Annotated in this window: 27 protein-coding genes; 14 read left to right on the forward strand and 13 right to left on the reverse strand. The window is 68.1% G+C overall.

Translation table 11 applies throughout. From position 1 onward, the window contains the following. The first annotated feature begins 23 nt into the window (after positions 1-23). The 5 genes from F3087_RS21270 to F3087_RS21290 all read left to right on the forward strand — a co-directional run bounded on the left by F3087_RS21270 (position 24) and on the right by F3087_RS21290 (position 5136). Positions 24-1229, forward strand: a complete 1206-nt coding sequence (locus tag F3087_RS21270; protein ID WP_263407230.1) for an acyl-CoA dehydrogenase family protein — start codon at positions 24-26, stop codon at positions 1227-1229. Continuing rightward, positions 1226-2020 carry an SDR family oxidoreductase gene (locus tag F3087_RS21275; RefSeq protein WP_150403780.1) on the forward strand — a complete coding sequence of 265 codons (795 nt, stop codon included), beginning with the start codon at positions 1226-1228 and terminating at the stop codon, positions 2018-2020. Before F3087_RS21270 ends, F3087_RS21275 begins: the two co-directional genes overlap by 4 nt. Positions 2021-2510: 490 nt before the next feature. Next, positions 2511-3239 carry a hypothetical protein gene (locus F3087_RS21280; protein ID WP_150403781.1) on the forward strand — a complete coding sequence of 243 codons (729 nt, stop codon included), beginning with the start codon at positions 2511-2513 and terminating at the stop codon, positions 3237-3239. 73 nt (positions 3240-3312) lie between these two features. Then, positions 3313-3933 (forward strand): TetR/AcrR family transcriptional regulator, encoded by a 621-nt coding sequence (locus tag F3087_RS21285; RefSeq protein ID WP_150403782.1) that lies wholly within the window; start codon positions 3313-3315, stop codon positions 3931-3933. A gap of 48 nt (positions 3934-3981) precedes the next feature. Beyond that, complete coding sequence (locus F3087_RS21290; protein ID WP_150403996.1) at positions 3982-5136, forward strand: acetyl-CoA C-acetyltransferase; 1155 nt, start codon at positions 3982-3984, stop codon at positions 5134-5136. Position 5137: 1 nt separating this feature from the next. Here F3087_RS21290 and F3087_RS21295 read toward each other — a convergent pair whose 3' ends face one another. Next, positions 5138-6019 carry a LysR family transcriptional regulator gene (locus F3087_RS21295; RefSeq protein ID WP_317983931.1) on the reverse strand — a complete coding sequence of 294 codons (882 nt, stop codon included), beginning with the start codon at positions 6017-6019 and terminating at the stop codon, positions 5138-5140. Between the two features lie 224 nt (positions 6020-6243). Between F3087_RS21295 and F3087_RS21300 the strand changes: the two genes are divergently transcribed. Beyond that, positions 6244-7158: a YncE family protein gene (locus F3087_RS21300; protein WP_150403784.1), complete on the forward strand. Its 915-nt coding sequence runs from the start codon at positions 6244-6246 to the stop codon at positions 7156-7158. After that, a complete protein-coding gene (locus tag F3087_RS21305; RefSeq protein ID WP_223885250.1) occupies positions 7155-8054 on the forward strand; it encodes a 3-hydroxyacyl-CoA dehydrogenase NAD-binding domain-containing protein in 900 nt (299 codons plus the stop codon). Before F3087_RS21300 ends, F3087_RS21305 begins: the two co-directional genes overlap by 4 nt. Before the next feature lie 74 nt (positions 8055-8128). Here F3087_RS21305 and F3087_RS21310 read toward each other — a convergent pair whose 3' ends face one another. The 5 genes from F3087_RS21310 to F3087_RS21330 all read right to left on the reverse strand — a co-directional run bounded on the left by F3087_RS21310 (position 8129) and on the right by F3087_RS21330 (position 12154). Continuing rightward, entirely contained in the window at positions 8129-8458 is a 330-nt protein-coding gene (locus tag F3087_RS21310) for a YbjQ family protein (RefSeq protein ID WP_223885264.1), read from the reverse strand. A 222-nt stretch (positions 8459-8680) separates the two neighbouring features. Next, positions 8681-9742, reverse strand: a complete 1062-nt coding sequence (locus tag F3087_RS21315; protein ID WP_150403786.1) for an NAD(P)H-dependent flavin oxidoreductase — start codon at positions 9740-9742, stop codon at positions 8681-8683. After that, the gene (locus tag F3087_RS21320; RefSeq protein ID WP_150403787.1) at positions 9739-10494 is read right to left on the reverse strand and encodes a CoA-transferase subunit beta; all 756 of its coding nucleotides are present in this window, start codon (positions 10492-10494) and stop codon (positions 9739-9741) included. Before F3087_RS21320 ends, F3087_RS21315 begins: the two co-directional genes overlap by 4 nt. Beyond that, positions 10491-11375: a CoA transferase subunit A gene (locus tag F3087_RS21325; protein ID WP_191094083.1), complete on the reverse strand. Its 885-nt coding sequence runs from the start codon at positions 11373-11375 to the stop codon at positions 10491-10493. The genes F3087_RS21320 and F3087_RS21325 overlap by 4 nt, the downstream gene beginning before the upstream one ends. 14 nt (positions 11376-11389) lie before the next feature. Further along, on the reverse strand, positions 11390-12154 hold the full coding sequence (locus F3087_RS21330; RefSeq protein WP_150403788.1) for an enoyl-CoA hydratase family protein: 765 nt from the start codon (positions 12152-12154) through the stop codon (positions 11390-11392). Positions 12155-12253: 99 nt separating this feature from the next. Between F3087_RS21330 and F3087_RS21335 the strand changes: the two genes are divergently transcribed. From F3087_RS21335 to F3087_RS21355, 5 genes are all read left to right on the forward strand, one after another. Next, entirely contained in the window at positions 12254-13042 is a 789-nt protein-coding gene (locus F3087_RS21335; protein WP_150403789.1) for an SDR family oxidoreductase, read from the forward strand. A gap of 31 nt (positions 13043-13073) precedes the next feature. Continuing rightward, positions 13074-13985 carry an SDR family oxidoreductase gene (locus F3087_RS21340; protein ID WP_150403790.1) on the forward strand — a complete coding sequence of 304 codons (912 nt, stop codon included), beginning with the start codon at positions 13074-13076 and terminating at the stop codon, positions 13983-13985. A gap of 332 nt (positions 13986-14317) precedes the next feature. After that, the gene (locus F3087_RS21345; protein WP_150403791.1) at positions 14318-15202 is read left to right on the forward strand and encodes a hypothetical protein; all 885 of its coding nucleotides are present in this window, start codon (positions 14318-14320) and stop codon (positions 15200-15202) included. Positions 15203-15212: 10 nt separating this feature from the next. Then, positions 15213-15728: an ImmA/IrrE family metallo-endopeptidase gene (locus tag F3087_RS21350; RefSeq protein WP_150403792.1), complete on the forward strand. Its 516-nt coding sequence runs from the start codon at positions 15213-15215 to the stop codon at positions 15726-15728. Further along, positions 15725-16735: a hypothetical protein gene (locus F3087_RS21355; RefSeq protein ID WP_150403793.1), complete on the forward strand. Its 1011-nt coding sequence runs from the start codon at positions 15725-15727 to the stop codon at positions 16733-16735. The genes F3087_RS21350 and F3087_RS21355 overlap by 4 nt, the downstream gene beginning before the upstream one ends. 300 nt (positions 16736-17035) lie before the next feature. Here the strand turns inward: F3087_RS21355 and F3087_RS21360 are convergent, their stop codons facing one another. After that, positions 17036-17452, reverse strand: coding sequence for a helix-turn-helix domain-containing protein (locus tag F3087_RS21360; RefSeq protein WP_011207048.1), 417 nt, complete (start codon positions 17450-17452; stop codon positions 17036-17038). A 362-nt stretch (positions 17453-17814) separates the two neighbouring features. Continuing rightward, positions 17815-18978, reverse strand: coding sequence for a steroid 3-ketoacyl-CoA thiolase (locus F3087_RS21365; RefSeq protein WP_150403794.1), 1164 nt, complete (start codon positions 18976-18978; stop codon positions 17815-17817). Between the two features lie 139 nt (positions 18979-19117). Between F3087_RS21365 and F3087_RS21370 the strand changes: the two genes are divergently transcribed. Continuing rightward, complete coding sequence (locus F3087_RS21370; RefSeq protein WP_223885251.1) at positions 19118-20377, forward strand: cytochrome P450; 1260 nt, start codon at positions 19118-19120, stop codon at positions 20375-20377. Between the two features lie 72 nt (positions 20378-20449). Here the strand turns inward: F3087_RS21370 and F3087_RS21375 are convergent, their stop codons facing one another. From F3087_RS21375 to F3087_RS21395, 5 genes are all read right to left on the reverse strand, one after another. Continuing rightward, the gene (locus F3087_RS21375; protein WP_150403795.1) at positions 20450-20866 is read right to left on the reverse strand and encodes a nuclear transport factor 2 family protein; all 417 of its coding nucleotides are present in this window, start codon (positions 20864-20866) and stop codon (positions 20450-20452) included. Next, entirely contained in the window at positions 20863-21753 is an 891-nt protein-coding gene (locus tag F3087_RS21380; protein WP_150404000.1) for a TIGR03619 family F420-dependent LLM class oxidoreductase, read from the reverse strand. The genes F3087_RS21375 and F3087_RS21380 overlap by 4 nt, the downstream gene beginning before the upstream one ends. 5 nt (positions 21754-21758) lie before the next feature. After that, positions 21759-22925 (reverse strand): thiolase domain-containing protein, encoded by a 1167-nt coding sequence (locus F3087_RS21385; protein ID WP_150403796.1) that lies wholly within the window; start codon positions 22923-22925, stop codon positions 21759-21761. Further along, on the reverse strand, positions 22922-23938 hold the full coding sequence (locus F3087_RS21390) for a thiolase domain-containing protein (RefSeq protein ID WP_150404001.1): 1017 nt from the start codon (positions 23936-23938) through the stop codon (positions 22922-22924). The genes F3087_RS21385 and F3087_RS21390 overlap by 4 nt, the downstream gene beginning before the upstream one ends. Before the next feature lie 84 nt (positions 23939-24022). After that, positions 24023-25009: a Zn-ribbon domain-containing OB-fold protein gene (locus tag F3087_RS21395; protein ID WP_150403797.1), complete on the reverse strand. Its 987-nt coding sequence runs from the start codon at positions 25007-25009 to the stop codon at positions 24023-24025. 142 nt (positions 25010-25151) lie between these two features. Between F3087_RS21395 and F3087_RS21400 the strand changes: the two genes are divergently transcribed. Then, positions 25152-26189, forward strand: coding sequence for an LLM class F420-dependent oxidoreductase (locus F3087_RS21400; RefSeq protein WP_150403798.1), 1038 nt, complete (start codon positions 25152-25154; stop codon positions 26187-26189). The last annotated feature ends 3 nt before the right edge of the window (positions 26190-26192 follow it).

The raw sequence follows: 26192 nt of genomic DNA on the forward strand, positions 1-26192 counted from the left end.
GTTATCCTACCGGCGTGGGTGCGATCCAGACCTCAGAATCCGACACCGCCGCGCAGGGCGGGCGGTTTTCCGCGACGCAAGACGCGCAATTCGCCGCCGACGTGCGCGAGTGGCTGGCGGAGAACCTGAACGGCGAATTCCGCGAACTGCGCGGGCTCGGCGGTCCAGGCCGCGAACACGAGGCGTTCGACGAGCGGCTCGCCTGGGACCGGCATCTGGCCGCGGCGGGCTGGACCTGTCTCGGCTGGCCGAAGGAGTACGGCGGCCGCGAGGCGACCGTGCGCCAGCAGGTGATCTTCCACGAGGAGTACGCCAAGGCGAACGCGCCGGCCCGGGTCTCGCACGTCGGCGAGGAACTGCTCGGCCCGACCGTGCTCGCCTTCGGCACCCGGGCGCAGAAGGACCGCTTCCTGCCGGGCATCCGCACGGTGAGCGAGCTGTGGTGCCAGGGCTATTCGGAGCCGGGCGCCGGCTCGGACCTGGCCGCGATCACCACGGCGGCGCAGCTCGACGGCGACGAGTGGTCGATCAACGGCCAGAAGATCTGGACCTCGCTGGCCCACGTGGCCGACTGGTGCTTCGTGATCGCCCGCACCGAGCGCGGATCGGCGCGCCACCAGGGCCTGTCCTACCTGCTGGTTCCGATGAATCAGCCGGGCATCGACGTGCGCCCGATCATCCAGCTCACCGGCACCTCGGAGTTCAACGAGGTGTTCTTCGACAACGCGCGCACCGCCGCGGACCTAGTGGTCGGCGCGCCGGGCGAGGGCTGGCGGATCGCCATGGGCACACTGACCTTCGAGCGCGGCATCTCCACGCTCGGCCAGCAGATCAGGTTCGCCAGGGAACTCGCCGACGTCGAGGCGCTGGCCCGCCGGACCGGCGCCGCCGACAACCCGCTCATCGCCGACCGGATCGACCGGGCCTGGGTCGGGCTGCGCGTCTTGCGCGCGCACGCCATCCGCACCATGGAGGGCGCGGGCGTCGACGACGGGGGACAGGCCTCGGTGGCAAAGCTGTTGTGGGCCAACTGGCATCGCGGCCTCGGCGAACTCGCCATGGCGGTGCTCGGCCCGGCCGGCCTGGTGGCCGAGGAGAACGACCTGAACGAATGGCAGCGGCTCTACCTGTTCACCCGCGCCGACACGATCTACGGAGGTTCGAACGAAGTGCAGCGCAACATCATCGCCGAGCGCGTGCTCGGCCTGCCGCGAGAGGCACGTCCGTGACCGATCTTTCTGTTGCGCCGCAGCCGGTTCCCGGGCACGGCCTGCTGACCGGGCGCACCGCCGTCATCACCGCGGCGGCGGGTACCGGCATCGGCTCGGCCACCGCGCGCAGGCTGCTCGCCGAGGGCGCCGACGTGGTCGTCTCCGATTGGCACGAGCGACGGCTGGCCGAGACCGCGACCGAACTCGCGGCCGAGTTCCCGGACCGCAAGGTCGCCTCGATCGCCTGCGACGTGCAGCGTACCGAGCAGGTGAACGCGCTGGTGCGCGGCGCGGCCGAGGCGATCGGCCGGATCGACATCATGGTCAACAACGCCGGGCTCGGCGGCGAGACCCCGGTGGTCGACATGACCGACGAGCAGTGGGACCGCGTCCTCGACATCACCCTCAACGGCACCTTCCGCTGCACCCGCGCCGCGCTCGGCTACTTCCGCGACGCGGGCCACGGCGGCGTGATCGTCAACAACGCCAGCGTGCTCGGTTGGCGCGCGCAGCACGGCCAAGCCCATTACGCCGCAGCCAAAGCCGGCGTGATGGCGCTGACCCGATGCAGTGCGGTCGAGGCGGCCGAACTCGGCGTGCGGATCAACGCGGTCGCGCCGAGCATCGCCCGGCACGCGTTCCTGGACAAGGTCAGCTCGACCGAGCTGCTCGACCGGCTCTCCGAGCGGGAAGCCTTCGGCCGGGCCGCCGAACCGTGGGAGGTCGCGGCCACCATCGCCATGCTGGCCAGCGACTACACCTCGTACCTGACCGGCGAGGTCGTCTCGGTCAGCAGCCAGCGCGCCTGAGCCGGTTCGGTTTCCCCGACACCGCAATTGGGGAAACCGCGGCCGGCGATGCCCGGGGCGGGTCACACGGGCGCGGAGTCCCGCGGTGGGGCACGGCGTAGATCGTGTCCCAGGATTCTCCGGGTGGTGCCGGCCGCGGCCGGAGTCGCGGTGACGGGCCCCGCGCGCGCTCGGGCGATTCTCCGCGATCTTCGCGCACCACCGGCGCCGCACACGGGAAATTCGGCGATCCGGCGTAGGCCGCAACATCTTTCGCTATCGGTTGCTCGAATCGCTTTCGCGTTGCCCGTCGTTGGCTACCCGGCACGTTCGCTCCGCCGCGACAGACTGGACGGACCGCACACCGCGCCAGAGTGCGATCGCCTTCCAGCTTCTGGCGCACATCGAGCAAATGGGCGGCTGATCAGGTAGAAAAGGCAGCGCCAGATGTCCCCGGGGTGTGCGATGCTGGTTGAGATCGGATCCCGCACTCTCCAAAGGGGCGATGGCTATGGGCCTGGATAGCCCAGCTGCCCGCGAACAACTGGAACTCGAATTGGTGCGCGAAGTGGTGCTAGCCAGGCGCAGGCTGGACAGCATGGTGCTCGCCGCGCTAACCCTTGGCGCCGAACTGATGGAGCACACCTCCGAATGTGCGACCGCGTTGCGCGCGGCCCAGATTCTCGAGCAGTACGCCGTCGACGAGCGCGAGGTGACCCGCGACCCGCGGGGCGCGCTGCGCGCCGACATGGCGCGAGATCGGGAGCGGGCCAAGCAGATCGGGCTCGGCTCCGATCCGGCGGAGGACGAGCAGGACCGGCGCAGGCATCGGCAGTCCGCGCTGCTGTGCGAGGTGCGCGCGGACCTGCTCGACGTGGTGGCCAAATGCCGCAAGTTCCGCTTCGATCGGGTGGCCTTCGACGAGGAGATCGCGCAGGGCCTGTGCGCCGCCACCGACAAGCTGGTGGTCGGCGCGGACATGGACACCTATCAGGCATGGCAGCGCGGCATGGTGCTCAAGCTGATCGAGGAGCCGATGGCCTTCGGTCCGCCGCGGGTGATGGCGACCGTGGACGCCGGCCCGGGGCGCGGTCAGCTGACCGTCGAGTGGGACAGCTGCGAACGCCGGCTCGCGCTGGTGGCCCGAATGGCCAGAGCGGGTATCGCGCCGGTGGTGATCTGCGACCGGCTGCTAGCCGACCTATCGGTGTCCTCTCCGCTGCGCTATTCGGTCCGCTGAACAGACCTACTGCCCGGCCTTCGGCAAGCACATTGGCGCGCCACCCTGTACCAAGCAAATGCTTGGTTGTATTATGGCCGATGTGACCGCACCCGAGGCTTCGAAATCCGCACGGCGCAATGAACTGCTCACGCTGGCGGCCGAACTGTTCGCCGAGCGTGGCCTGCGCGCCACCACCGTGCGCGACATCGCCGACGCGGCCGGAATTCTATCCGGGAGCCTCTACCACCACTTCGACTCCAAGGAGTCGATGGTCGACGAGATCCTGCGCGGCTTCCTCGACGAGCTGTTCGGGCACTACCGGGAGATCGTCGGCGCCGGGCTCAGCCCGCGAGACACCTTGGAAGCCTTGGTGATCGCGTCCTACCAGTCCTTCGACCGGCATCACGCCGCGGTGGCGATCTACCAGGCCGAGGCCAAGCGCCTGCGCACCGCCGAGCGGTTCACCTACATCGCCGACTACAACCGTGAATTCCGCGAGCTCTGGCACCGGGTGCTGACCAACGGCGTCACCGACGGCAGCTTCCGGCCCGAGATCGACGTCGAACTGGCCTACCGGTTCCTGCGCGACACCGTGTGGGTCGCGGTGCGCTGGTACCAGCCGGGCGGCCCCATCACCGTGGACAACCTCGCCAAGCAATATCTGACCATCGTGCTCGACGGCCTCACGCTTTCCGCCGGGCACACCACGTAGGAGTTCTAGATGTCTGCACCTTCCGCACCCCGCCGCCCCTACACCCCGCTGCGGGACGCCTACGTGATCGACGCGGTGCGCACCCCGGTCGGCAAGCGCGGCGGCGCGCTGGCCGCCGTGCACCCCGCCGACCTCGGCGCGGCCGCGCTGCGCGGGCTGCTGGACCGCAATCCGATCGACCCGGGCAATGTCGACGACGTGATCGTCGGCTGCGTCGACAATGTCGGCCCGCAGGCCGGAAACGTCGGGCGCACCGCGTGGTTGGCCGCGGGCTACCCGGAAGAGGTGCCCGGCGTCACCGTCGACCGGCAGTGCGGATCCAGCCAGCAGGCCATCAATTTCGGCGCGCAGGCGATCATGAGCGGCACCGCCGAGGTGATCGTCGCGGGCGGGTTGCAGAACATGAGCGCCATCCCGATCTCGGCCGCCATGTACGCGGGCAAGGAGTACGGCTTCGACTCGCCGTTCGTCGGTTCCGAAGGCTGGGATCACCGCTACGGCACCGCCGAGGTCACCCAGTTCAGGGCCGCGCAGCTGATCGCGGAGAAGTGGGACATCAGCCGGGAAGACATGGAGCGCTGGGCATTGCGCAGCCACGAGCGGGCGCGCGACGCGATCAAGAACGGCCGCTTCGACAAGGAGATCGTGCCGGTCGGCGACTTCTGGATCGATCAGGGACCGCGCGAGACCAGCCTGGAGAAGATGGCGTCGCTGCCGCCGCTGGCCGAGGGCAGCCCGCTGACCGCGGCCGTCGCCAGCCAGATCTCCGACGGCGCGAGCGCCACCCTGCTCGCCTCCGAATGGGCCGTCGAGGCCTACGGTTTGACGCCGCGGGCGCGCATCCATCACGTCAGCGCGCGCGGCGCCGACCCGATCTTCATGCTCACCGCGCCGATCCCGGCGACCAAGTGGGCGCTGGAGAAAACCGGCCTGACCATCGACGACATCGACGTGGTGGAGATCAACGAGGCGTTCGCCCCGGTCGTGCTCGCCTGGCTGAAGGAGACCGGCGCGGACCCGGAGCGGGTCAACGTCAACGGCGGCGCGATCGCGCTCGGCCACCCGCTCGGCGCCACCGGCGCAAAGCTTTTCGCCTCGCTGCTCAACGAACTGGAGCGGGTCGACGGCCGCTACGGCCTACTCACCATCTGCGAGGGCGGCGGCACCGCCAACGTCACCATCATCGAGCGCCTCGGCAGCTGAGTCAGCCGGGCAGGCGGGCGGTGAGTTCGGCGGCGAGCCGGGCGAACCGCTCGTCGCCGGTGCGCCAGAGCAGGGCGGTGCGCACGTCGAGGTTGAGGTCTTCGACCGGGAGGAAACGGAATTCGGCCCGGTCGACGGCGTGCAGCCCCTCGGAATCGAAGGGCGCGACGATGAAGCCGCGGGTCTGCCGCAGCATCATGAGCATGCCGTCGAGGGTCTTGAACCGGCCGCGGCCCGCGCTGATGCCTGCACCGGACAGCGTGGTTTCGGCGCGGTCGCCGAGGGCGAGTTCCCAGTGCTTGGGGCCTTGGATGTGGGTGAAGCCGCGTAAGTCGGCTACCCGCAGCGAGGTTCGGCCCTCGAACCGGGTGGATTCGACCAGGACGCCGACCGGTTCGGTGGCGATGACCACCGACTCGACGCCCGATCCGGACGACGGGATGTGCGACAGGGCGAGGTCGATGTGCCGGCTGCGCAGGCCGGCCCCGATATCGGCGGAGCGCATCTGCTCCAGTGCGAAGGCGTATTCGGGGGCGAGCTCGGTCATCGCGGTGGTCAACCGGTGGCTGATCTCGGTGCCGAGCAGTTCGGGGACGGCGAGGCGTACGTCGATCGGCCGATCGTCCGGGGTGGATAGTCGCTCGCGTAGCGCGTCGAAGTCGGTGACGATCGAGGCGGCCAGGGGCACCAGCCGGGCGCCGGTCGGGGTCAGCCGGACGTGCCGGGTGGAGCGTTCGAACAGTGCTTCGCCGAGTTCGGTTTCCAAGGCCTTGATGCGCCGGCTCAACGGCGGAACGGACATCTGCAACGCCTGCGCCGCCTTGGTGAAATCGAGTTCCCGGGCGACCGTCAAGAAGTAGCGCAGCAGGTGGTGGATCTCCATTTGCGCCATGGTAGCTATCTGACCTGACGATGCTTCAGTTGACCGCTCTGGACATTTCTCACATTTCGATCACTGCGATAAAGTCGCAGCTAGACGTCATTTTTTGACTATTATCAACGTGGACATAATGACACTGTGGAACATGGTAGTTCCGTTAGCTGATCTATCGAATTAGCGTGGAAGTCGATCCGCCCGACGCAGGCGGCACACCATGGAGGTGCATCGTGTTCCAGGCGCTGTTGGTGCTCGATCTCGGAAACCGCACCATCGCTCGCATCGATCTCGCCGACGGGTCGGTGACGACCGTCGTTCGCGATGCCGGTGCGGTTCCCGATGGCATCGCCTACGACGAAGCCGCCGGACGCATCTATTGGACCATCATGGGCGCACCCGATTTCGATCCCGCGCTGCCGCTTGATGACGATAACTTCGACTTCTCGCCGAAGAACGGTTCACTCGAGTCCGCGGCGCTCGACGGCACCGGTCGGCGGCAGGTCCTGCCGGTCGGCGCGCTGACCACCGGCAAGCAACTCGACGCGGATTTCGCTGCCGGGCAACTCTATTGGAGTGATCGCGAAGGTCGCCGGGTGAGCCGAGTAGGTGTCGACGGCACCGGATTGACCGATCTGGTGGTCAATCCCGCGACCGGGGACAAGGCCGAGGAGTGCGTAGGCATCGCCGTCGACCCGGCCGGGAGCGCGCTGTACTGGACTCAGAAGGGTCCGGCCAAAGGCGGTCGCGGCCGCATTTTCCGCGCGAATCTCGCTGTGCCGGAAGGTGAGACGGCCGCGGCCCGCACCGATATCGAGGTGCTGTGGGACCATCTGCCCGAGCCGATCGACCTCTGGCTCGACACCACCGATCGCTACCTCTACTGGACCGACCGCGGTGCTGAGCCCTCGGGCAACACACTCAATCGCGCGCCGATTCCAGAGCCCGGCGAAACCGGCGGCACTCCGGAAATCCTGGCCCGCGGTTTCGCCGAAGCCATCGGACTCACCGTCGATCTGGAGGCGGGCTTTGCCTACGTCACCGATCTGGGCGGCAATGTCCGCGCCGTCGCATTGGACGGCTCCGCCGAGCGCGTCATCGCGAAATTCGAAGGTCAGTCATTGACCGGAATCGTAGGTCTCCCATGAACTCTCAGCGCACCATGGCCGTGGTCGGCGCGGGCGTGATCGGCTTGTCCTGGGCGCGGCTGGCGCACCGGCACGGCTGGCGCGTGGTGATCACCGACCCACGCCCGGACCTGCGCGAGCTGGTCGAGTCCGAATTCGGCGGCGACGACCGCGTGTCCTGGACCGCCGATCTGGCGAAGGCAGTCGAAGCGGCCGACCTGGTGCAGGAGAACGGCCCGGAGCGTCTGCCCGTCAAACAGGAGCTCTTCGCCGAGATCCTGCGTGCCGCACCCGCCGATGCCGTGCTGGCCACTTCCAGTTCGTCGATCACCGCGTCCCTGATCGCCGCCGGCCTGGACAACGCCGGCCGGATCCTGGTCGGGCACCCGTTCAATCCGCCGGAGCTGATGCCGCTGGTGGAGGTGCTGCCCGGCGCGAAGACCGACGAGTCGACCGTCACCCGCGCCGTCGAGCTCTACACCGAACTCGACCGCGTGCCGGTCGTAATCCGCAGGGAAATCCCCGGATTCGTGGCCAATCGCCTGCAAAAGGTGCTGAGCACCGAGGCGACCTATCTGGTGCAGTCCGGCGTGGTCAGCGTCGAGGACCTCGACATCATCTTGCAGAACTCGCTCGGCCTGCGCTGGGCCACCATCGGCCTCTTCGAGGGCAATGTCCTCGGCGGCGGTCCCGGCGGGGCCAGGCACCTCTTCGAGGGCGTCGGCGCGGAAGTCGGCAAGATCGAGCCGGGTAAGCCATCCGCGGACCCCGCGCTGCGGGAGGAACTCATCGAGCACATCGAGGGCGCGTACGGCTCCGGCCAGCAGAACTACGAGCGTCTCGTCGCCAAACGCGATCGCCGCACGCATGCCGTGCTGGAAGCGCTGGCGAAGGTCGACAACCAACCTGCGGTCTAGCCCTGCTCTCAACGTTCGACCGCTTCGGGCTGGAACCTCGTGGCTCCAGCCGTCCGGAATGGCTCCCCGCGTAACTACGCCTTGTCGGCGGGCTCGAGCAGCACCGCGGTCCCATAGGCCGCGACTTCGCTCATGGTGTTGGCGATCTCGTTGCAGTCGAAGCGCATGGCCAGGATGCCGTTGGCGCCGAAGGACATGGCGTGCTGACACATCCGCATGATCGCCTCGTGGCGGGACTGGTACAGGAGCTGGGTGTATTCGGTGATCTCGCCGCCGCCGAGCGAACGGAACCCCGCCGCGAGGTTGGAGCCGAGGCCGCGGCTGCGCACGGTCAGGCCCGCGACCTCGCCGTAGACCCGGACGACCCGGTGCCCCGGCACGTCGTTCATGGTGGAGACGAGGATGGGGAACTGCGGCGCGGGCTGCGGTTGCGGTTGCTGCTGGTACCCCGGCGGTGGCTGCTGCTGGAATCCGGGCTGCTGCTGCGGATATTGGGGCTGTTGCGGGGGCATCGGCTGGTTCATGAGCGGGATGCTACGGGCACAGCGAGGTGCGCGGCGACCGCAGTTCGCTGAGCGAAAACACCCCGCCCCCGATGCGGGTGCGGGGCATCTCGCCGGACGGACTCAGAGATTCTTGTGCAGCGCTTCGATGCGGGTGATCGCGTCGGCGACGATGCGATCGATCAGCTCCTGACACGTGGGCAGATCTTCGATGATGCCGGTGACCTGACCGGCGGCCAGCACACCCGCCTGGGTGTTGCCCTCGACCAGACCGGCGCGCAACAGCATCGGCGTATTGGCGGCCATGACGACCTGAGACCAGGTGAGGTCCTTGGTCTTTCGCATGGTCAGTCCGTCGCGGACCAGGGTGGACCACTTCATGCCGGTCATGTTCTTGAACTTGGCGGCATTGGCCACCGCGGCGGCCAGCCCGCGGGTGCGGCCCGAATGTTCCAGCCGCTGCACGAGTTCGGTGTTCAGCACCCGATGCGGCATGCCGTCGACCTTGGTGGAGACCACGGTGTCCTGCAGCTGCCTGCGCAGGTACTCCTGCTTGACCGCCTCGGGCACGGTGCTCTCCTGGGTGAGCAGGAAGCGGGTGCCCATCGCGACGCCCGCCGCGCCGTAGGCCAACGCGGCGGCCAGGCCACGTCCGTCGAAGAAGCCGCCCGCGGCGACCACCGGGATGTCCACCGCGTCCAGCACCGACGGCAGCAGCAGCGTGGTGGCGACCGGGCCGGTATGCCCGCCGCCCTCGCCGCCCTGCACGATCACCGCGTCGGCGCCCCAGGACGCGACCTTCACCGCGTGCTTGGCCGCGCCGATCGACGGAATCACCACCACGCCGGCGTCTTTCAGCTTGGCGATGAGGTCCTGCTTGGGGGCGAGCGCGAACGACGCGACCGCCACCTTTTCCCGGATCAGCAGATCGATGCGCTCGGGCGCGTCCGAGGCGTCGGCGCGGATGTTCACGCCGAACGGTTTCCCGGTGTGCGCCTTGGTCTTCGCGATCGCCGCCTCGAGCTCCGGGTAGGTCATGGTGGCCGAGGCCAGGATGCCGAGACCGCCCGCCTCGGCGGTCGCCGCGACCAGGCTCGGTCCGGCCACCCAGCCCATGCCGGTCTGCACGATCGGGTGTTCGACGCCGACCAGATCGGTCAGCGTGGTGCGCAGCCTGCCGGTCACGACGGCACCTCGGTGTCGCGAATCTGCTTGGGATCCAGCACGTCCCGGATCAGCCGCAGCTCCTCGGCCGAGGGCAGCCGGCTTTCCGGTGCGTCGGCGAGGCCGTGGATCTCGAACGAGGTGTTCTCGGCGACCTCCGCGGCGGTAACGCCGGGGTGCAGGCTGCGCGCCCGCATGGTGTGGTCGGGTCCCTCGAAGTCGAAGACGCCCAGGTTGGTGACCACTCGGTGCAGGTGATGGAACCGGAACGCGGGGTTGGCCGGGTCCACCTTGTCGTAGCCGACGCCGGAGACGATGTCGACCCGATCGGTGAACACCCGGTTGGTGTGCCGCGAAACCCAGTAGCTGGTCGCGTGATTGATCGTGTTGCCCGGCGCGCCGCGGACGCCGAACATCTGCCGGGTCGGTTGCTGCAACGCACCGAACGCGGACAGGTTCTGATTGCCGAAGCGGTCGATCTGGTTGGCGCCCATCACCACGTGCCGCCGTCCGGAGGCCACCACGTCGAACACGCGGCGGAACGGAATCCAGCCCTCGATCGGCGCCTTGCCGCCCAGCGGGGGAGTGTCGGCGAACAACAGCGCTTCACCGTCGGAGAGCAGCAGGTCCGGCTCGGTGGTCAGCTTGGCCAGGCGCGCACCGATGATCGACATCGGCGACATCGGGCTGGCCATGATCTCGCCTGCGCCGCTGAAGATCTCCGCGCAGGCGACCGCGCACACCTCGGCGCGAGTGATGGTTTCGGTGGTCATCGCGCAGCCTCCTGGGCGAACTCGCGGACGGCGGCCTGGTACTCGTCCTCGGAGACGGCCAGATACTTGTCGGCGAACTGCTGCCACGCCTCGGGCGTCTTCGCCGACTGGACGTAGTGCTTCTGGAACTTCTCGTCCCGGCCGTAACTGTCCCCGGCCAGGGTGAAATGCGCGCCATTAGGCGCCTCGACCACGCCGTCGATCATCATCCGGTTGAGCAGCAGTGATTGCAGCGGAACAGTTTTCACCAGTTCGTCGGTTTCGACGATCCGTTCCACCGAGACATACCGGCGCTCGGCGGCCAGGCAGTACAGGTCGTCGAAGTACGGGTCGACGCCGGTGTATGCGGCATTGCCGTGCCGGTCGCCGATGTTCAGATGCACCAGCGCCGCATCGAGATTCAGCGCGGGCATCGCGATCAGCGTCTCGGTCTGTCCGTCGGCATCGGGGTACGGCGAAGCGACCGTGCGCAATTCGCCGTCCCAGAAGTTCGGCACGTCCGAGCCGAGCCCGGCCCGGATCGGCAGGAACGGCAACCGCGCCGCGGCCGCCTCCAGCCCGCACTTGAGCATGCCCTCGTCCATCTCGCGCGCGACCAGCGCGCCCGAGGTCCTGGCCTTGGCGAACCACGGGTCGTAGAACGGCGCCGAATCCAGGGACACGAAGCCGTAATACGCCTTGCGCACCTTGCCCGCCGAACACAGCAGGCCCAGATCCGGTCCGCCGTAACTGACCACGGTCAGATCGGTGAGGTCCGAGCGCAAGATGGCCCGCACCAGTGCCATCGGCTTGCGCCGCGAACCCCAGCCGCCGATCCCGATGGTCATTCCGCTGCGCAACTCGCCGACGACCTCGTCGAGCGACATTCGCTTGTCTCGCATGACTTTCCGACCCCTTACTTCTCGACCTTGCGCGCGGCCAGATCCTCGTCGAACCGGGCGCGGATCTCGTCGGCGACACCGGCGAGGTTGAGTTCGAAGGTGAATCCCTGCTCGTAGCGGTAGCTGCGGTGCACATCCTGCGGATCGATGCCGTTGAGCGCCCGCTTCGCCGCGCGGATCACCCGGCCGTCCTTGGCCGCGATGTTCTTGGCGACTTCCATTGCCGCGGCGTCGAGTTCGGCGCGGGGCACCACCTGATACACCGAGCCGAAGTGCTGGAGCTGCTGCGCGGTGATGGTGCTCGCGGTGTAGAACAGCGCGCGCATCAGATGCTGCGGCACCAGCCGGGACAGGTGGGTGGCCGCGCCGAGCGCGCCGCGGTCGACCTCGGGCAGGCCGAAAGTGGCGTCGTCCGAGGCGATCACGACGTCCGCGTTGCCGACCAGGCCGATCCCGCCGCCGAGACAGAAGCCCTGCACCACCGCGATCACCGGCACCGGGCAGTCGTACACCGCCGCGAACGCCTCGAAGCAGCCGTGATTCGCGTCGATCAGCGCCTGGTGACCCGGCTTGCTCTGGATCTCCTTGATGTCCACGCCGGCATTGAAACCGCGATTCTCGGCGCGCAGCACCACGACTCGGGTCTCCTTGTCCCGCCCCGCCTCCCGGATGGCGTCGGCGATATCGAACCAGCCGTCCGTCGGTATCGCGTTGACCGGCGGGTAGTCGACCGTGACCACGGTGATGCCGGTTGATTCGGCGTGACGGTTGATCCCCATCGCCCTATCCCTTCATGAAGGCCGCGGCCCGTCGGATCGACCCGGCCCGGCCTGAGCTCAGCATTGGCAAAGCAAGCAGTTGCTTGGTAGGTTAGCACGGTGGCACTCGAAATCGATCTGGCCGACCGCGTCGTTCTGGTGACCGGCGGCGTCCGCGGCGTGGGTGCGGGTGTGAGCAGGGCCTTCCTCGCGGCCGGCGCGACCGTGATCGCCTGTGCCCGGCGGCCCGCCGAGGCCCCGGTCGAGGCCGACGGCCGGGCCATCGATTTCCTGCCCTGTGATATTCGCGACGCGGACGCGGTGCGCGGACTGATCGAGACCGTCGTCGAGCGGCACGGCCGCCTCGACCACCTGGTCAACAACGCGGGCGGCGCCCCGTTCGCCCTCGCCGCCACCGCGAGCAAGAACTTCCACGCCAAGATCGTCGAGCTGAATCTGCTTGCCCCGCTGCTGGTTTCGCAGGCGGCGAACGCGGTGATGCAGCAGCAGCCGGACGGCGGCTCGATCGTCAACATCTCCAGCGTCAGCAGCACCCGGCCCTCGCCGGGCACCGCCGCCTACGGCGCGGCCAAGGCCGGGATCGACAGCCTGACCTCCTCGCTCGCGGTCGAATGGGCGCCGAAGGTGCGGGTCAACTCGCTCGTCGTCGGCCCGGTCGTCACCGAGCAGAGCCAGCTGCACTACGGCGACCAGGCCGGCATCGACGCGGTCGGGGAGACCATTCCGCTCGGCCGGATGGCCGAGCCGGACGACGTCGGCCGCTGCGCCGTCTTCCTCGCCTCCTCGCTGGCCGCCTATGTCAGCGGAGCCGCCCTATTGGTGCACGGCGGCGGCGAGCGCCCGGCCTTCCTGGCCGCGTCCACCGCGGCGGTCGGTCAGCAGTCCTGAACACAACGGACACCACGAAGAGGACATAGATATGGACACCGAGCAGATCTGCGCAGGCCGCACCGTCATCGTCACCGGCGCCGGCCGCGGCATCGGCCGCGCGCACGCGCTCGCCTTCGCCGCGGCCGGGGCGAAGGTGGTGGTCAACGACCTCGGCTCGGCGCTCGACGGCGCCGCGACCGGCGAGACCCCCGCCGAACAGGTGGTCGCGGAGATCGAGGCGCTCGGCGGCAGCGCCGTGGCCAACGGCGACGACGTCGCGGATTGGCAAGGCGGGCAACGGCTTATCCAGCAGGCCATCGATACCTTCGGCGGACTGGACGTGCTGGTCAACAACGCCGGTTTCGTCCGCGACCGGATGCTGGTCAACCTCGGCGAGGACGAGTGGGACGCGGTGATCCGCGTGCACCTCAAGGGCCACTTCGTCACCATGCGGCACGCGATCGAATACTGGCGGGGTGAGTCCAAGGCGGGCCGTCCGGTCGACGCCCGGATCATCAACACCAGCTCCGGCGCGGGCCTGCAAGGCAGCGTCGGCCAGGGCAACTACGGTGCGGCCAAGGCCGGCATCGCCGGACTGACGCTGACCGCGTCCGCGGAGTTCGGCCGCTACGGCGTGACTGTGAATTCCATCGCACCTGCGGCCCGCACGCGGATGACCGAGACCGTGTTTGCCGACACCATGGCCCGGCCGGAAGACGGCTTCGACGCGATGGCTCCGGAGAACATTTCGCCGCTGGTCGTCTGGCTCGGCAGCGCGCAATCCGCGGCGGTCACCGGACGCATGTTCGAGGTAGAAGGCGGGAAAGTGGCCCTCGCCGACGGTTGGCGGCACGGGGTCGCGGTCGACCGCGGGGCCCGGTGGTCACCCGCCGAACTAGGCCCGGTAGTAGCTGACCTGATTGCCAAGGGGATGCCGCCCGAACCGGTGTACGGGGCCTGACCGGGCTTCCGACCTTCTTCCTGCGCACCTGACGATAGGGGTTTACTATGGCCCCCATCCGTTAGAAGTCCCGTGTGAGAGTGGCGACCGGGTGAGATCTGCGCTTTACGAATGAGGGGAAGGCTCGGCGCATGGCCGTTGGTCGCACGTTCCGTGTGGTTGCAGTAGCTGGGACTGTGGCCGGCTTTGCGCTACTCGGTCCGGTGGCCGCGCAGGCGCAACCCTCAGAACGGTGCCCAGGGTGCGCTGTGGACCCCGCTCCGCCCCCGTACGACACCGGAGATCCCTGGTACCCACTGTCGGTGCCCGGACAGCCCTCAGATGTCAGTGCGGTGCCTACTAACCCCGCGATCGGTTCCGGTTCGGCCGCCGGGTCCGCTGCCGTCGGTTCGGCCGCGGCCGGTGGATCAGCCGCCGGTGGTTCCGCGGCGGCAGGTGGCTCGGCCGCGGCAGGCGCCGCCGGTTCCGCCGGACTCGGCGCGGTCCTCGGTACCGGTTCGGCCGGACTCGGCTTGACGCTCGGATCCGGTTCGGCCGGGCTCGGCCTCGTCCTTGGTTCCGGCTCGGCCGCGCTCGGCGTCACCGGTTCCGCCGGCATCGGCGCGTTGGCCACGGGTTCCGCAGCTGTCGGTTCCACCGGAATCGGTGTCGGCGCAACAGGTTCCGCCGCCGTCGGCTCCGCAGGCGTCGGCTCGGCGGCAGTGGGTTCGGCCGGTGTCGGGTCGGCGGGCGTCGGCTCCGCGGGTGTCGGTTCGGCCGGAACCGGTTCTGCCGCAGTCGGTTCCGCCGCGGTGGGCTCTGCGGCCGTCGGTTCCGCCGCGCCGCTGCTGCTGCTTTTGATCCCGATCCCCGCACCGCCCGCGCCCCCGGCGGCTCCGCCGATCGCGGTCCCGCCGGTGCCGTCCCCGGTGATCCCAGCCATTCCGGCCCTGCCGGTGCTCGTGCCCGCCCCTGCCGCGGCTCCGGCGGCCGTGCCCCCACCGCCGCCTCCTCCGCCGCCCGCCCCCGTGCAGGCAGCCCCGGCCAAGCCCAACCCCGACGTGCGTCCGACCAGCGCGAACGACGGTCTCCCCAAACCCAAACTGCTGTCGGTGATCGGTGGCCTGCTCGCCCTCGGGCTGGCCGGAGCCGGTTCCGGCGCAGTCAGTTTCCAGGGTGCCTCGGCCGCACAGGCCCGAGTCGACGCCGCCCGTGCCGTGTTCTTCCCGAGACCGTGAGGGGTGTGGCATGAGTGAGAGCAAGACGCAGAGTAGCTCGCGGTCGTACCGCCGGGTCGCGGCCGCGGTGGATGCCGTGTGCGCGGTCGCCGCGGACTCGGACGCCACCACGCTCGACGAGGTGGTGCTCGCCATCGCGAGCGAGCGTCGGCGCGAAATCGAAATCGCCAGTGCGGAATTGGGCCCCGGCGTGTGCGGTCAGCGCCGGCTCTACCCGGATCGCGACGTGATCGTGCTCGCCCAGTCGCTGCCGAGCCGGGAGCACACCCTGGCACATGAGCTGGGGCACATCGTGTTCAACCACGAGGGCGCGCCCGCACCCGAGGTGACCCTTGAGGCCAGCGACGATCTGATCGCCTACATGCTGAGCCAGCGGGCGCACCAGCAGATCGTCGACGACGGCGCGGACGAGCTCGCCGAGTGGGAGGCCGAGACCTTCGCCGCCATGCTGATGACCCGGCTCCGCGTGTTCAACAGTCGAGGCGCAGGCGTCTCGGTCCTTCGATTCGATGAGGCTCTGGGATGACCCTCTGGTTGACGGCTCTGCTGGTCTGGATGGCGGCAGGCGCCCGAGTCGGCCGCGTGCTGGTCAAGCCGGCGACCACGGCCCGGGTGGCCATCGTGGTCGCGGTCGCCGCCGTCGCGCTGGCCGCCACCGTCGCGGTCCCCGAGATCGCGGTGGCCATCGACAACCTGCGCCCGCACGGCGTGCACGCGGGCTGGCTGTCCGACGGTGTCGTGGTCTCGGCCTGGATCGCCTTCGTGACCGCCACCTCGGTGGTCGCCTCGGCCGCCTGGCCGGTCGTCTCCCGGCAGAACCTGCGTCAGGTCGCCATGGTGATCTACAGCATGGGCTTGGTCGCCGTGGCGGCCGCCATCGCCTGGTCGTTCACCTTCGGCTGGGAGGTGGTCGCGTTCGGCGCGATTTTCATCGTGATCACCGGCCTGCGCAATTTGGACTGGACCACCCTCGGTCGCGGAATCGCGATCTACACCACGGGTTCCGCGGTCGTCGCGGTGCTCGCGGTGCTGGAGGTCCGGCGCGCGTTCACCGACGCGGCGCCGGTGCCGCCGGGCCAGCCGAACTGGGCGTGGCCGGTGTGGGAGGTCGCCGCCCTGCTCATCGCGTTCGGCGCGGTGTGGATCGTGGTGGAGCTGTGGGTGCGAGCGCGCCTGCTGCTGCGCCAGATTCGGCTGCTGCACCGGATTCTGGTCGGCCGCTTTCCCGAGGTGGTCGCGCACGACCAGACCGGCACCTCGACTCAGTTGAAGGCATCCGATCAAGTGGCGCAGATCATGGACGCGCTTTATCTGCAGTCCGGCGGCGGTGTGGTGCTCGCGGCGGTCGCGCCGCCACCGCGGTCGGTCGCCGAGCGCGCGGACACCGTCGCGCAGTGGGCGAGAAACCCGTTGGGCGATGTGGCGGTCGACGCTCGGTGGATTGCTCCGCCGGAGGGGATTAGTCCGCGTGGCTGGGTCCAGGCCATCGCGCGAGCGTATGACGCGACATCTTTGGAGCACGTCCGAAATTGAGCCGGCGGGGCTGCGCTCCGCCGGGTATTCGGCGCTCTAGTACGTACTACGAGATCTTGTGCTGCGGGGCTGCGGCGACGGCACCCGCGAGTTCTGCGCGCACCGATGGTTTACCCACGCGCGCATGAATCTGTTGTCCGAGAATTGTCGAATGTGTGTGCATCTGAGCGCGTTCGGGCATCGGGCGGACCTGCCCCTATTTTTCCGGGCATGCCCTGTTCCACTGTTCACATTGACGCACACATAACACAGCACAGTGCGACCCGGAGGGGTCGCACTGTGCTTGACGTGCAAGCGAACCTATTCGGTGCCATCCGGAGGAATTTCGGGCAAGCCTTCACTTGCTCGCAACTTCTCCGCCATGGACGTGAGTAGGTTCTGAGATTCTTCGGACAGGTCGAACGCTCTACTCGACAGCCGTCGCAGTCCGTAGCCCTGCAGCTGGGACAGCAACTCCAGATCATGATCGATCTTGGCGGCATAGATGTCGTTGAAGAAGTAGTCCGGCTTGACCTTGAAGAACTTCGCCAGGGCGGCCACCGTCTCATCGGACGGGTTCGTCCGTTGTCCCGACCGCAACTGCGACAGGTACGGTTTCGAGATCGGATGTCCGGAGGCCGTCAGCGCAGCCGCAACCTCCGCGTTGGTGTGCGGCTTACGCCCCGGGGGATGCACGGTTTCGAACAGCTTGTTCAGCCGCGCCGCGAAATCAGCCATTGTGAGCCGCCCAATTCCCTTCGCTGTACTAACAGTCGTTATCTCGGATACGTATCATTGATATTAGCGGCTCAGTAACTGAAAACCTACGCCTGATTCCGGATTTCCTTGAAGCTTCTAGGTGCCACTCCGGCGAAGGTACTGGGACCGTCGCGTTTGCGGGTCACCCCAACGGCTCTCGAGAAGCCGAGGTACGGACCGGTTCTGGCCCGTCGCGGAGGTCTTCCCCGATACGGTCCTGATAGCGGAAAGATAGCTGACGTCTCATCTAGTTGCAAGTCGTAGCTGCCATGTGGCGTACGACACGTTTCCGGGCCTGGGGGATGAACGTTCAACAATCCGGTTTCCGGGGGTCGAAGGCCCTAAATCCGTTCGATGATGGTCCCTGTCGCCAATGCGCCACCGGCACACATCAGCACCATGGCGGTGCTGCGGCCGGTTCGCTCCAGCTCGTGCAAAGCCGTTGTGATGAGCCGGGATCCGGTCGAGCCCACCGGATGGCCGAGCGCGATCGCGCCGCCGTTGACGTTCACCCGGTCCATGTCCGGCTGATGCACCGAGGCCCAGGACAGCGCGACCGAGGCGAACGCCTCGTTGATCTCGAACAGATCGATGTCCGAAATGGTCATACCCGATCGCTCCAACAGGCGCGAGCACGCCTGAACCGGGCCGTCCAGGTGGAACTCCGGCTCCGAACCGACGAGCGCCTGGGTGATGATCCGCGCCCGCGGCCGCAATCCGGCTCGCTGCGCGGCCTTTTCGTCCATCAGCAGCACGGCGGCCGCGCCGTCGGAGATCTGCGACGAGCTGCCTGCTGTGTGGATGCCGCCCTCCAGTACCGGCTTCAGCTTGGCCAGTCCCTCGGCGGTGGTCTCGCGCAGGCCTTGGTCGCGGGACACGTCCAGCTTCTCGCCGGTCAGGTTTCCCTCCTTGTCCACGGCCGGTGCGGTCACGGTCAGCACCTCGCGATCGAAGCGGCCCTCGGCCCAGGCCTGTCCGGCCAGGCGCTGCGAGCGCGCGCCGAACGCGTCGACATCGGCGCGAGTGATGCCGCGCCGCTTGGCAATCCGCTCCGCCGCCTCGAACTGATTCGGCAGGTCGATGTTCCAGGAGGCCGGCCTGCGCGGGCCGGCGTGCTCGCCGACGTTGGCGCCCAACGGAACTCGGCTCATCGCCTCGATGCCGCAGGCGACGCCGACGTCGATCGCGCCGGTCGCGATGAGCCCAGCGATGAGGTGGTTGGCCTGCTGCGCCGAGCCGCACTGCGCGTCGATGGTGGTCGCGCCGACCTGCCAGGGCAGTCCGGCGTGCAGCCAGGCGACCCGGGTCACGTTGTTGGACTGCTCGCCCGCCTGGGTGACGCAGCCGCCGATGACCTGCTCGACCTGGGCCGGATCCAGGTGGGCGCGCTCGAGCAGGCCGCGCTGGGCCAGGCCGAGCAACTCGGACGCGTGCAGGCCGGACAGCCAGCCGCCGCGCTTGCCGATGGGGGTTCGAGCGGCCTCGACGATGACGGGTGTGCCCATGTCCAACCTTTCATTTGATGCAGAAACTGAAACGAGTTCGGGTAGCTCGTGGGCGGTTCTGTCCGGTTTCTTTCCTGATCCGGCCGCCTATGCTTCAATGATTATAGAACGTGTTTCAGTTTGTCGAAGGAGACATCTGGTGGTAGACCCTCGGAATGTCCGGCCGAATCTGCCGGACGGATTCGACGTCACAGACCCCGATATTTACGCCGAACGGATTCCGGTCGAGGAGTTCGCCGAGCTGCGCCGGACCGCCCCGGTCTGGTGGAATCCACAGCCGGTCGAGGTCAGTGGCTTCCATGACCAGGGCTTCTGGGTGGTGAGCAAGCACGCCGACGTCAAAGAGGTATCCCGACGGGGCGAGGTCTTCTCCACCTTCGAGAACACCGCGATCCCGCGCTTCAACGACGACATCACCCGCGAGCAGATCGAATTGCAGCGGTTCGTCCTGCTCAACAAGGACGCCCCGGAACACACCAAGCTGCGCAAGATTATCTCGCGCGGCTTCACCCCGCGGGCGATCAACGGTCTGCGCGCGGAACTTTCGGCCCGCGCCCACGAGATCGTCAAGGCCGCAGCCGAATCCGGGTCCGGTGACTTCGTCGCCAAGGTCGCGTGCGAGCTGCCGCTGCAGGCGATCGCCGAGCTGATCGGCATCCCGCAGGAGGACCGGATGAAGGTCTTCACCTGGTCGAACGAGATGACCGGCTACGACGACCCGGATATCGACGTCGACCCGGTCGCCTCGTCGGCCGAAATCCTCGGCTACGCGTACCAAATGGCGGCCGATCGCAAGGCCTGTCCGGCCGACGACATCGTCACCAAGCTGGTCGAGGCCGACGTGGACGGCGATCAGCTGACCCCGGAGGAGTTCGGCTTCTTCGTGATCCTGCTCGCGGTGGCCGGCAACGAGACCACGCGCAACGCGATCACCCACGGCATGATGGCCTTCCTGGACAACCCGGATCAGTGGGAGTTGTACAAGAAGGAGCGGCCGGCGACCGCCGTCGACGAGATCATCCGGTGGGCCTCGCCGATCATCTCGTTCCAGCGGACGGCGTTGGCGGACACCGAACTCGGTGGGGTGCAGATCAAGAAGGGGCAGCGGCTGGTGATGCTGTACCGGTCGGCCAACTTCGACGACGAGGTGTTCGAGAACCCCGAGCAGTTCGACATCATGCGCAAGGACAACCAGCACGTGTCCTTTGGCGGCACCGGCGCGCACTTCTGTGTCGGCGCGAACCTGGCCCGGCTGGAGATCGACCTGATCTTCAACGCCATCGCCGACCACCTGCCCGACATCACCAAGCTCGGTGATCCGAAGCGGCTGCGCTCCGGCTGGCTCAACGGGATCAAGGAATTCCAGGTCGATTTCAAGACCTGTCCCGTCGCGCACTGAGCACAGAACAAAGGCCCTCGTCCCGGCAGTCCCCACTTCCGGTACGAGGGCCTTTCGCCCGTTGGTCTGTGGTCAGCCGATCTTCTTCGCGGTGGCCATCGCGCGATCGACTTCCCAAAATGCCCGCAGCGCAGCGATTTTGCCGGTCTCGTCGACGCGGTAGGTGAACACACCGTCCGCGTCGATCTGATGGCCGCCGAGCGTGCTGCGGATGGTGCCGGTGAACGCGATCTCGTTCCCGCAGGCGAACGAGTCGCCGAACAGGAACTCGATCAGCTCGGTCTGCGCGATCGCCTTGTCCCAGAACGCCGCGATCGCCTCCTTACCGCGATGCCCCTTGCCCTCCGGGTCGAAACCCGAAGGGCCGATGGGATCTTCGACGATGCCGTCTTCGGCGAACAGCGCGACCCACGCGTCCTTGTCCCTGGCCCGCACCGCGGCCTGCGAGGCGAGCCCGGCGGCCCGCGCCGGATGGTCGGTGGCAGTCATGCCGAAACCTCCGCGACGATCGGATCTTCGATGTTCGCCGCGGCGAATCGGCGCAGCGAGTCCTGTTTGGCGGCGAGGTCGCCGTCGAAGCCGATGCCGTCGAAGAGCCAGGGGACCACGATCGCGTCGGTGACGCTGGCGTTGGCCAGATCCTGGTAGCCCGAGCGGCCGAACCGGTCGATGCACACGGCCTGGATCTCGAACGGCGCGTCGCCGCGGCCGAATTCGGCGCGCAGCGCGTCCAGCTTGCCGATGGTGCGGCACAGCTCGTCGTAGGTCATCATCGCCGAGGTCCAGCCGTCGCCCACCCGGGCGGCGCGACGCAGCGCCACCTCGGTGTGCCCGCCGATATAGAACGGCACCGGCTCGGTCGGCGCGGGGCTGACCTGGAGCTCGTCGAAATCGAAGAACTCGCCGTGGAATTCGACCATGCCGCCGCCGAGGACCAGCTTGATCACCTCGATCATCTCGTCCACCCGGGCGCCGCGCCGCGCGTACGGCACCCCGCACCACTCGAATTCCTCCGGGGCCCAGCCGATCCCGACGCCGAAGCCGAAGCGGTTGCCGGAAAGATTGGCCACCGAGCCGACCTGGCGGGCCAGCAGCAGCGGATTGCGCGAACCGAGCTTGAGTACGTTGGTGTAGAACCGGATCCGGCTGGTCACCGCCGCCATCGCGGTCGCGCCGATCAGCGGGTCGACCCAGGGGGTCTCCGGTCCCCAGAACCGGCTGCCGTCAGCGGTATACGGATACTTCGCTGCCGCCGACTTCATGTAGAACAGCGAGTCCGGCAGCGCGATCGACGAGAACCCGCACTCCTCAGCGGTTTTCGCCAGCTCCGGTAGCTGCTCCAGCGGGCTCAGCGCGATACCGAGGGTGAACTGCAACGGGCTCATCGCTTGTCCGACCCGACTACCCACATCGAGAAGTACTGGGACCCACCGCCGTAGGCGTGGCCGAAGGCCTTGCGCGCCCCTTCGACCTGGTAGGCCCCGGCCCGGCCCATGACCTGCTTGGCCGCCTCGGCGAAGCGAATCAGCCCGGAGGCGCCGATCGGGTTGGAGGAGAGCACGCCGCCGGACGGATTGACCGGCAGGATGCCGCCGATCTCGGTTTCGCCCTTGTCGGTGAGCTTCCAGCCGTCGCCCTGCGGCACGAAGCCGAGGTTCTCCAGCCACATCGGTTCGAACCAGGAGAACGGCACGTAGATCTCGGCCACGTCGATCTCGTTGAGCGGGTCGGTGATTCCGGCGGCCTGCCACAGCGCGGCGGCCGCGTCCTGGCCGGCCTGCGGGTTGACCTGATCGCGTCCGGCGAAGGTGGTCGGCTCGGTGCGCATCGCGGTGCCGTGCACCCATGCGACCTTCTTGCCGGTGGCCTCGACCGCGGTCGCTGCCTCCTCGTCGCCGATCACCAGGGCGCACGCGCCGTCGGAGGACGGGCAGGTCTCGTCGAAACGGATGGGGTCCCACAGCATTTGGGAGGCCAGCACCGATTCCAGTGTGATGTCAGGCTGTTTCAGGTGGGCAAGGGGATTCTTCGCGCCGTTGCGGCGATCCTTGACCGCGACCATCGCGCCGATATGGCTCGGCGCGTTGGAGCGCCGGATGTAGGAGCGCACGTGCGGGGCGAAGTAGCCGCCGGCACCCGCGCCGACCGGCATGGTGAACGGCACCGGAATCGACAACGCCCACATGGCATTCGACTCCGACTGCTTCTCCCAGGCGATCGCGAGCACCCGCTTGTGCACGCCCGCCTGCACCAGATTGGCGGCGACCACACCGGTGGAGCCGCCGACCGAACCGGCGGTATGCACGCGCAACAGCGGTTTTCCGGTGGCACCCAACGCATCCGCCAGATACAGCTCGGGCATCATGACGCCCTCGAACAGATCCGGCGCCTTACCGACCACCACCGCGTCGATATCGGCGATGGTGAGTCCGGCGTCGTCGAGCGCGCGATCGATGGCTTCGCGGCACATGCCCGCCATCGATACATCGGTTCTTTTCGTCACGTGATGGGTTTGTCCGGTGCCGAGCACCGCGGCCGGGAAACTCATCGGCTCGCCTCCGAATCCAGAACTGTCACAAGGTTTTGCTGCAACGCCGGCCCGCTGGTGGCGTGGGCGAGCGCGCGATTAGCGTCGCCCGCCATGATGGCCTTCGCGGCGAACCCGATTCGCTCCAGACCTGCGGAGAACATCGGGTTCGCGGCGAGCGCGCCGCCCGACGGGTTCACCTTAGTGCCGTTCTTCAGGCCGATCGCCTCGGCGAGAATCAGCTGCTGATGACTGAACGGTGCGTGCAGTTCGGCGAGGTCGAAGGTGGTATCGCCACTGGTAACCGCCTGTGCCGCAGCCGAAGTGGACGGTGAGACGGTGAGGTCGCGCGCCCCGAGCACCGGGGTGTCCACCCGGTGCGCCATGCCGGTGATCCAGGCCGGGCGCTCGCAGAGTTCGCGGGCCCGGTCGCCGACGGCGAGCACGATCGCGGCCGCGCCATCGGTGATCGGCGCGACGTCGTGTGCGCGCAGCGGATCCGCGACATAGGGTGCGCCGAGCAGACTTTCGACGTCGCCGCCGTCACCCGCGGCCACCGCCGCCATGTCGCGTTCGGTCCAGCGGCCCGCGTCGAGCCCGGCCCTGGCCTGCAAGCCCGCGATGGACCACGCGTCCGGCCACAGCGGGGTCACCAGATACGGATCGAGCTGCATGGTGAGCACCTGGCGCAGCGTGCCTGCCGAGGACTTGCCGAAGCCGTACACCAGCGCGGTCGTCGCCTGTCCCGAGCGCAGTTTCACCCACGCCTCGTACAGCGCCCAAGCCGCGTCCATCTCCACGTGCGACTCGTTGATCGGCGGCACCGCGCCGATCGCGTCGATCGCCGAGATGAACGAAAAGGCCCGGCCGGCCAGGTAATCGGAGGAACCGGAGCACCAGAAGTCGATGTCGGACTTGGTGATGCCGAGCTGGCTGTAGAGCTGCTGGAAGCAGGGCACCAGCATCTCCACACCATTGGTGGTGCCGAAGGTCTCCGGCACGTGCGGCGCGTGGGCGAAACCCACGACCGCGATGTCAACCGGGGGATGGTAGCCGTCGGAGCCTGCGGAGACGGCGGGGTGGGTCGACGGGTCGTTGTCAGTCAACGTGCGCCTCTCTCAGAGGTGATGCTTGTAGGTGTCGTACTCGGCGTCGGGTTCGCCGGAGGGGCGGAAGTGGTCCACGTTCTCCAGGCCGAAGCCCCACTCCTCGCGCGGCTTCCACACGGCTTCCACCCGCATGCCCATCCGCACTTCGCTTGCCTCGCAACCGAGTACAAGGTGCAGCACCGGGATATCCGCGCCGTCCAGCAGCACATAGGCGGCGACGTAGGGCGGCTTGATCCGCTGGCCGAGGAACGGCACGTTCACGATGCAGAACGTGGTGACGGTGCCGCGGTCGGGCAGCTCGACGACCTCGTCGGTGGGCCTGCCGTCGGTCGGGTTGGCGCCGCGCGGCGGGAAGTACACCTTGCCCGCGGCGTCGGTGCGGCCGCCGAGCAGCTTGCCCTCGGCGAGTCCGCGCAGGTAGACGGTTTCCTGGGGTGAGGCGGTGTGCTTGTAGTCCAGGGCGACCGGGGTGGTGATCACCGTGATCGGTTCACCGTCGGTTGCTGCCACCGGTGCTTCGGACTCTTCGCCCGGCACGAAAGAGGCGATGTCATGGATGCTGCCGGTGGTCTCCGCGGCCCACTTGACCCGCACGCGCAGGCCGGTGTGGATGTCCTCGGGCGCGGCGACGTCGACCGCGTGCAGCAGCGTGGTGTCCGCGCCGTCCAGCCGGATCAACGCCCAGGCGAACGGCCGGTCGAACGGCTGGCCGGGCAGCGGCTCGCGCACCCAGGTCCAGGTCTCGACGGTGCCGGTATCGGCGACATCGACGAACTCGGTGAGTGGTTGGGCGGTCACCGGATCGTATTCCGGCGGCGGCACCAGCACGCGTCCGTCCGAGCCGCGCACGCCGACGACCTTGCGGGCACGCAGGTTGGTCAGAAAGTTGCCGATCGTCGGTCCGACGGACCGGGTGTAGTCGAATCGCACCCGAAGAGGCGCGCTGAGTACATCAGGTGCGGTGTGCCCACCCGTCGCCCGACCGCCGCCCCTCATGGAGTCGCTGCGCGACGAAGTGTTCAATTTCGCCCCTCTCTCATCCGCGATTACGCCGGATGCAGTATTCCCCTGAGTCACAATGTCGAGTAGAACAGGTTCTTATTCTGCTGGCAAGCAGTTGGCTCGGAAAGGGTGTTCCATGAAGTTCGGACTGCAACTCGGGTACTGGATGGCACAGCCGCCGCAGAACGCGGGGGAGTTGGTGGTCGCGGCCGAGGATGCCGGGTTCGATGCGGTATTCGCCGCGGAATCGTGGGGATCGGACGCGTTCGGCCCGCTGACCTGGTGGGGATCGTCGACCGAGCGGGTGCGCCTCGGCACTTCGGTGGTGCAGATGTCGGCCCGCACGCCGGCCGCGACCGCGATGCACGCGCTCACGCTGGATCATCTCAGCGGCGGCCGGGCGATCCTCGGGCTCGGGGTGTCCGGGCCGCAGGTGGTGGAGGGCTGGTACGGCCAGCCGTTCGCCAAGCCGCTGCAACGCACCCGCGAATACGTCGGGATCATCCGGCGCATCCTCGACCGTCAGGCGCCGGTCACCAGCGACGGGCCGAATTATCCGCTGCCCTACACCGGGCCGGGGTCGACCGGACTCGGCAAGCCGCTCAAGCCGATCGTGCATCCGCTACGTGCGGATTTGCCGATCTGGCTGGGCGCCGAAGGGCCGAAGAATGTCGCGCTGACCGCGGAGATCGCCGACGGCTGGCTGGCCATCTACTACGCGCCGCGGCTGGCGAACATGTACAACGACTGGCTCGACGAGGGGTTCGCACGGGCCGGCGCGCGCCGCTCGCGCGACGACTTCGAGATCGCCGCGAGCTGCCAGGTGGTGATCACCGACGACCCGGCGAGCGAGCTGGAGAAAATGCGCTGGATCATGTCGCTCTACATCGGCGGCATGGGTGCGCCGGAACAGAATTTCCACGCGCAGGTGTATCGGCGGATGGGGTACGAGCGCGAGGTCGACGAGATCGGCAGGCTGTTCATGGCGGGCAAGAAGGCCGAGGCCGCGGCCGTGGTGCCGGACGAGATGATTCTGGATACCGCGATCATCGGCGACGAGGAGCATGTCCGCAAGCAACTCGGGGTCTGGTCGGCGGCCGGGGTCACCATGATGTTGGTGTCGGCTCCCGATGTCGAACAATTACGTCGGCTCGCACCCCTTGTCGATATGTAGAAC

The organism is Nocardia colli (assembly GCF_008704205.1).
Taxonomy (GTDB): Bacteria; Actinomycetota; Actinomycetes; order Mycobacteriales; family Mycobacteriaceae; genus Nocardia; species Nocardia colli.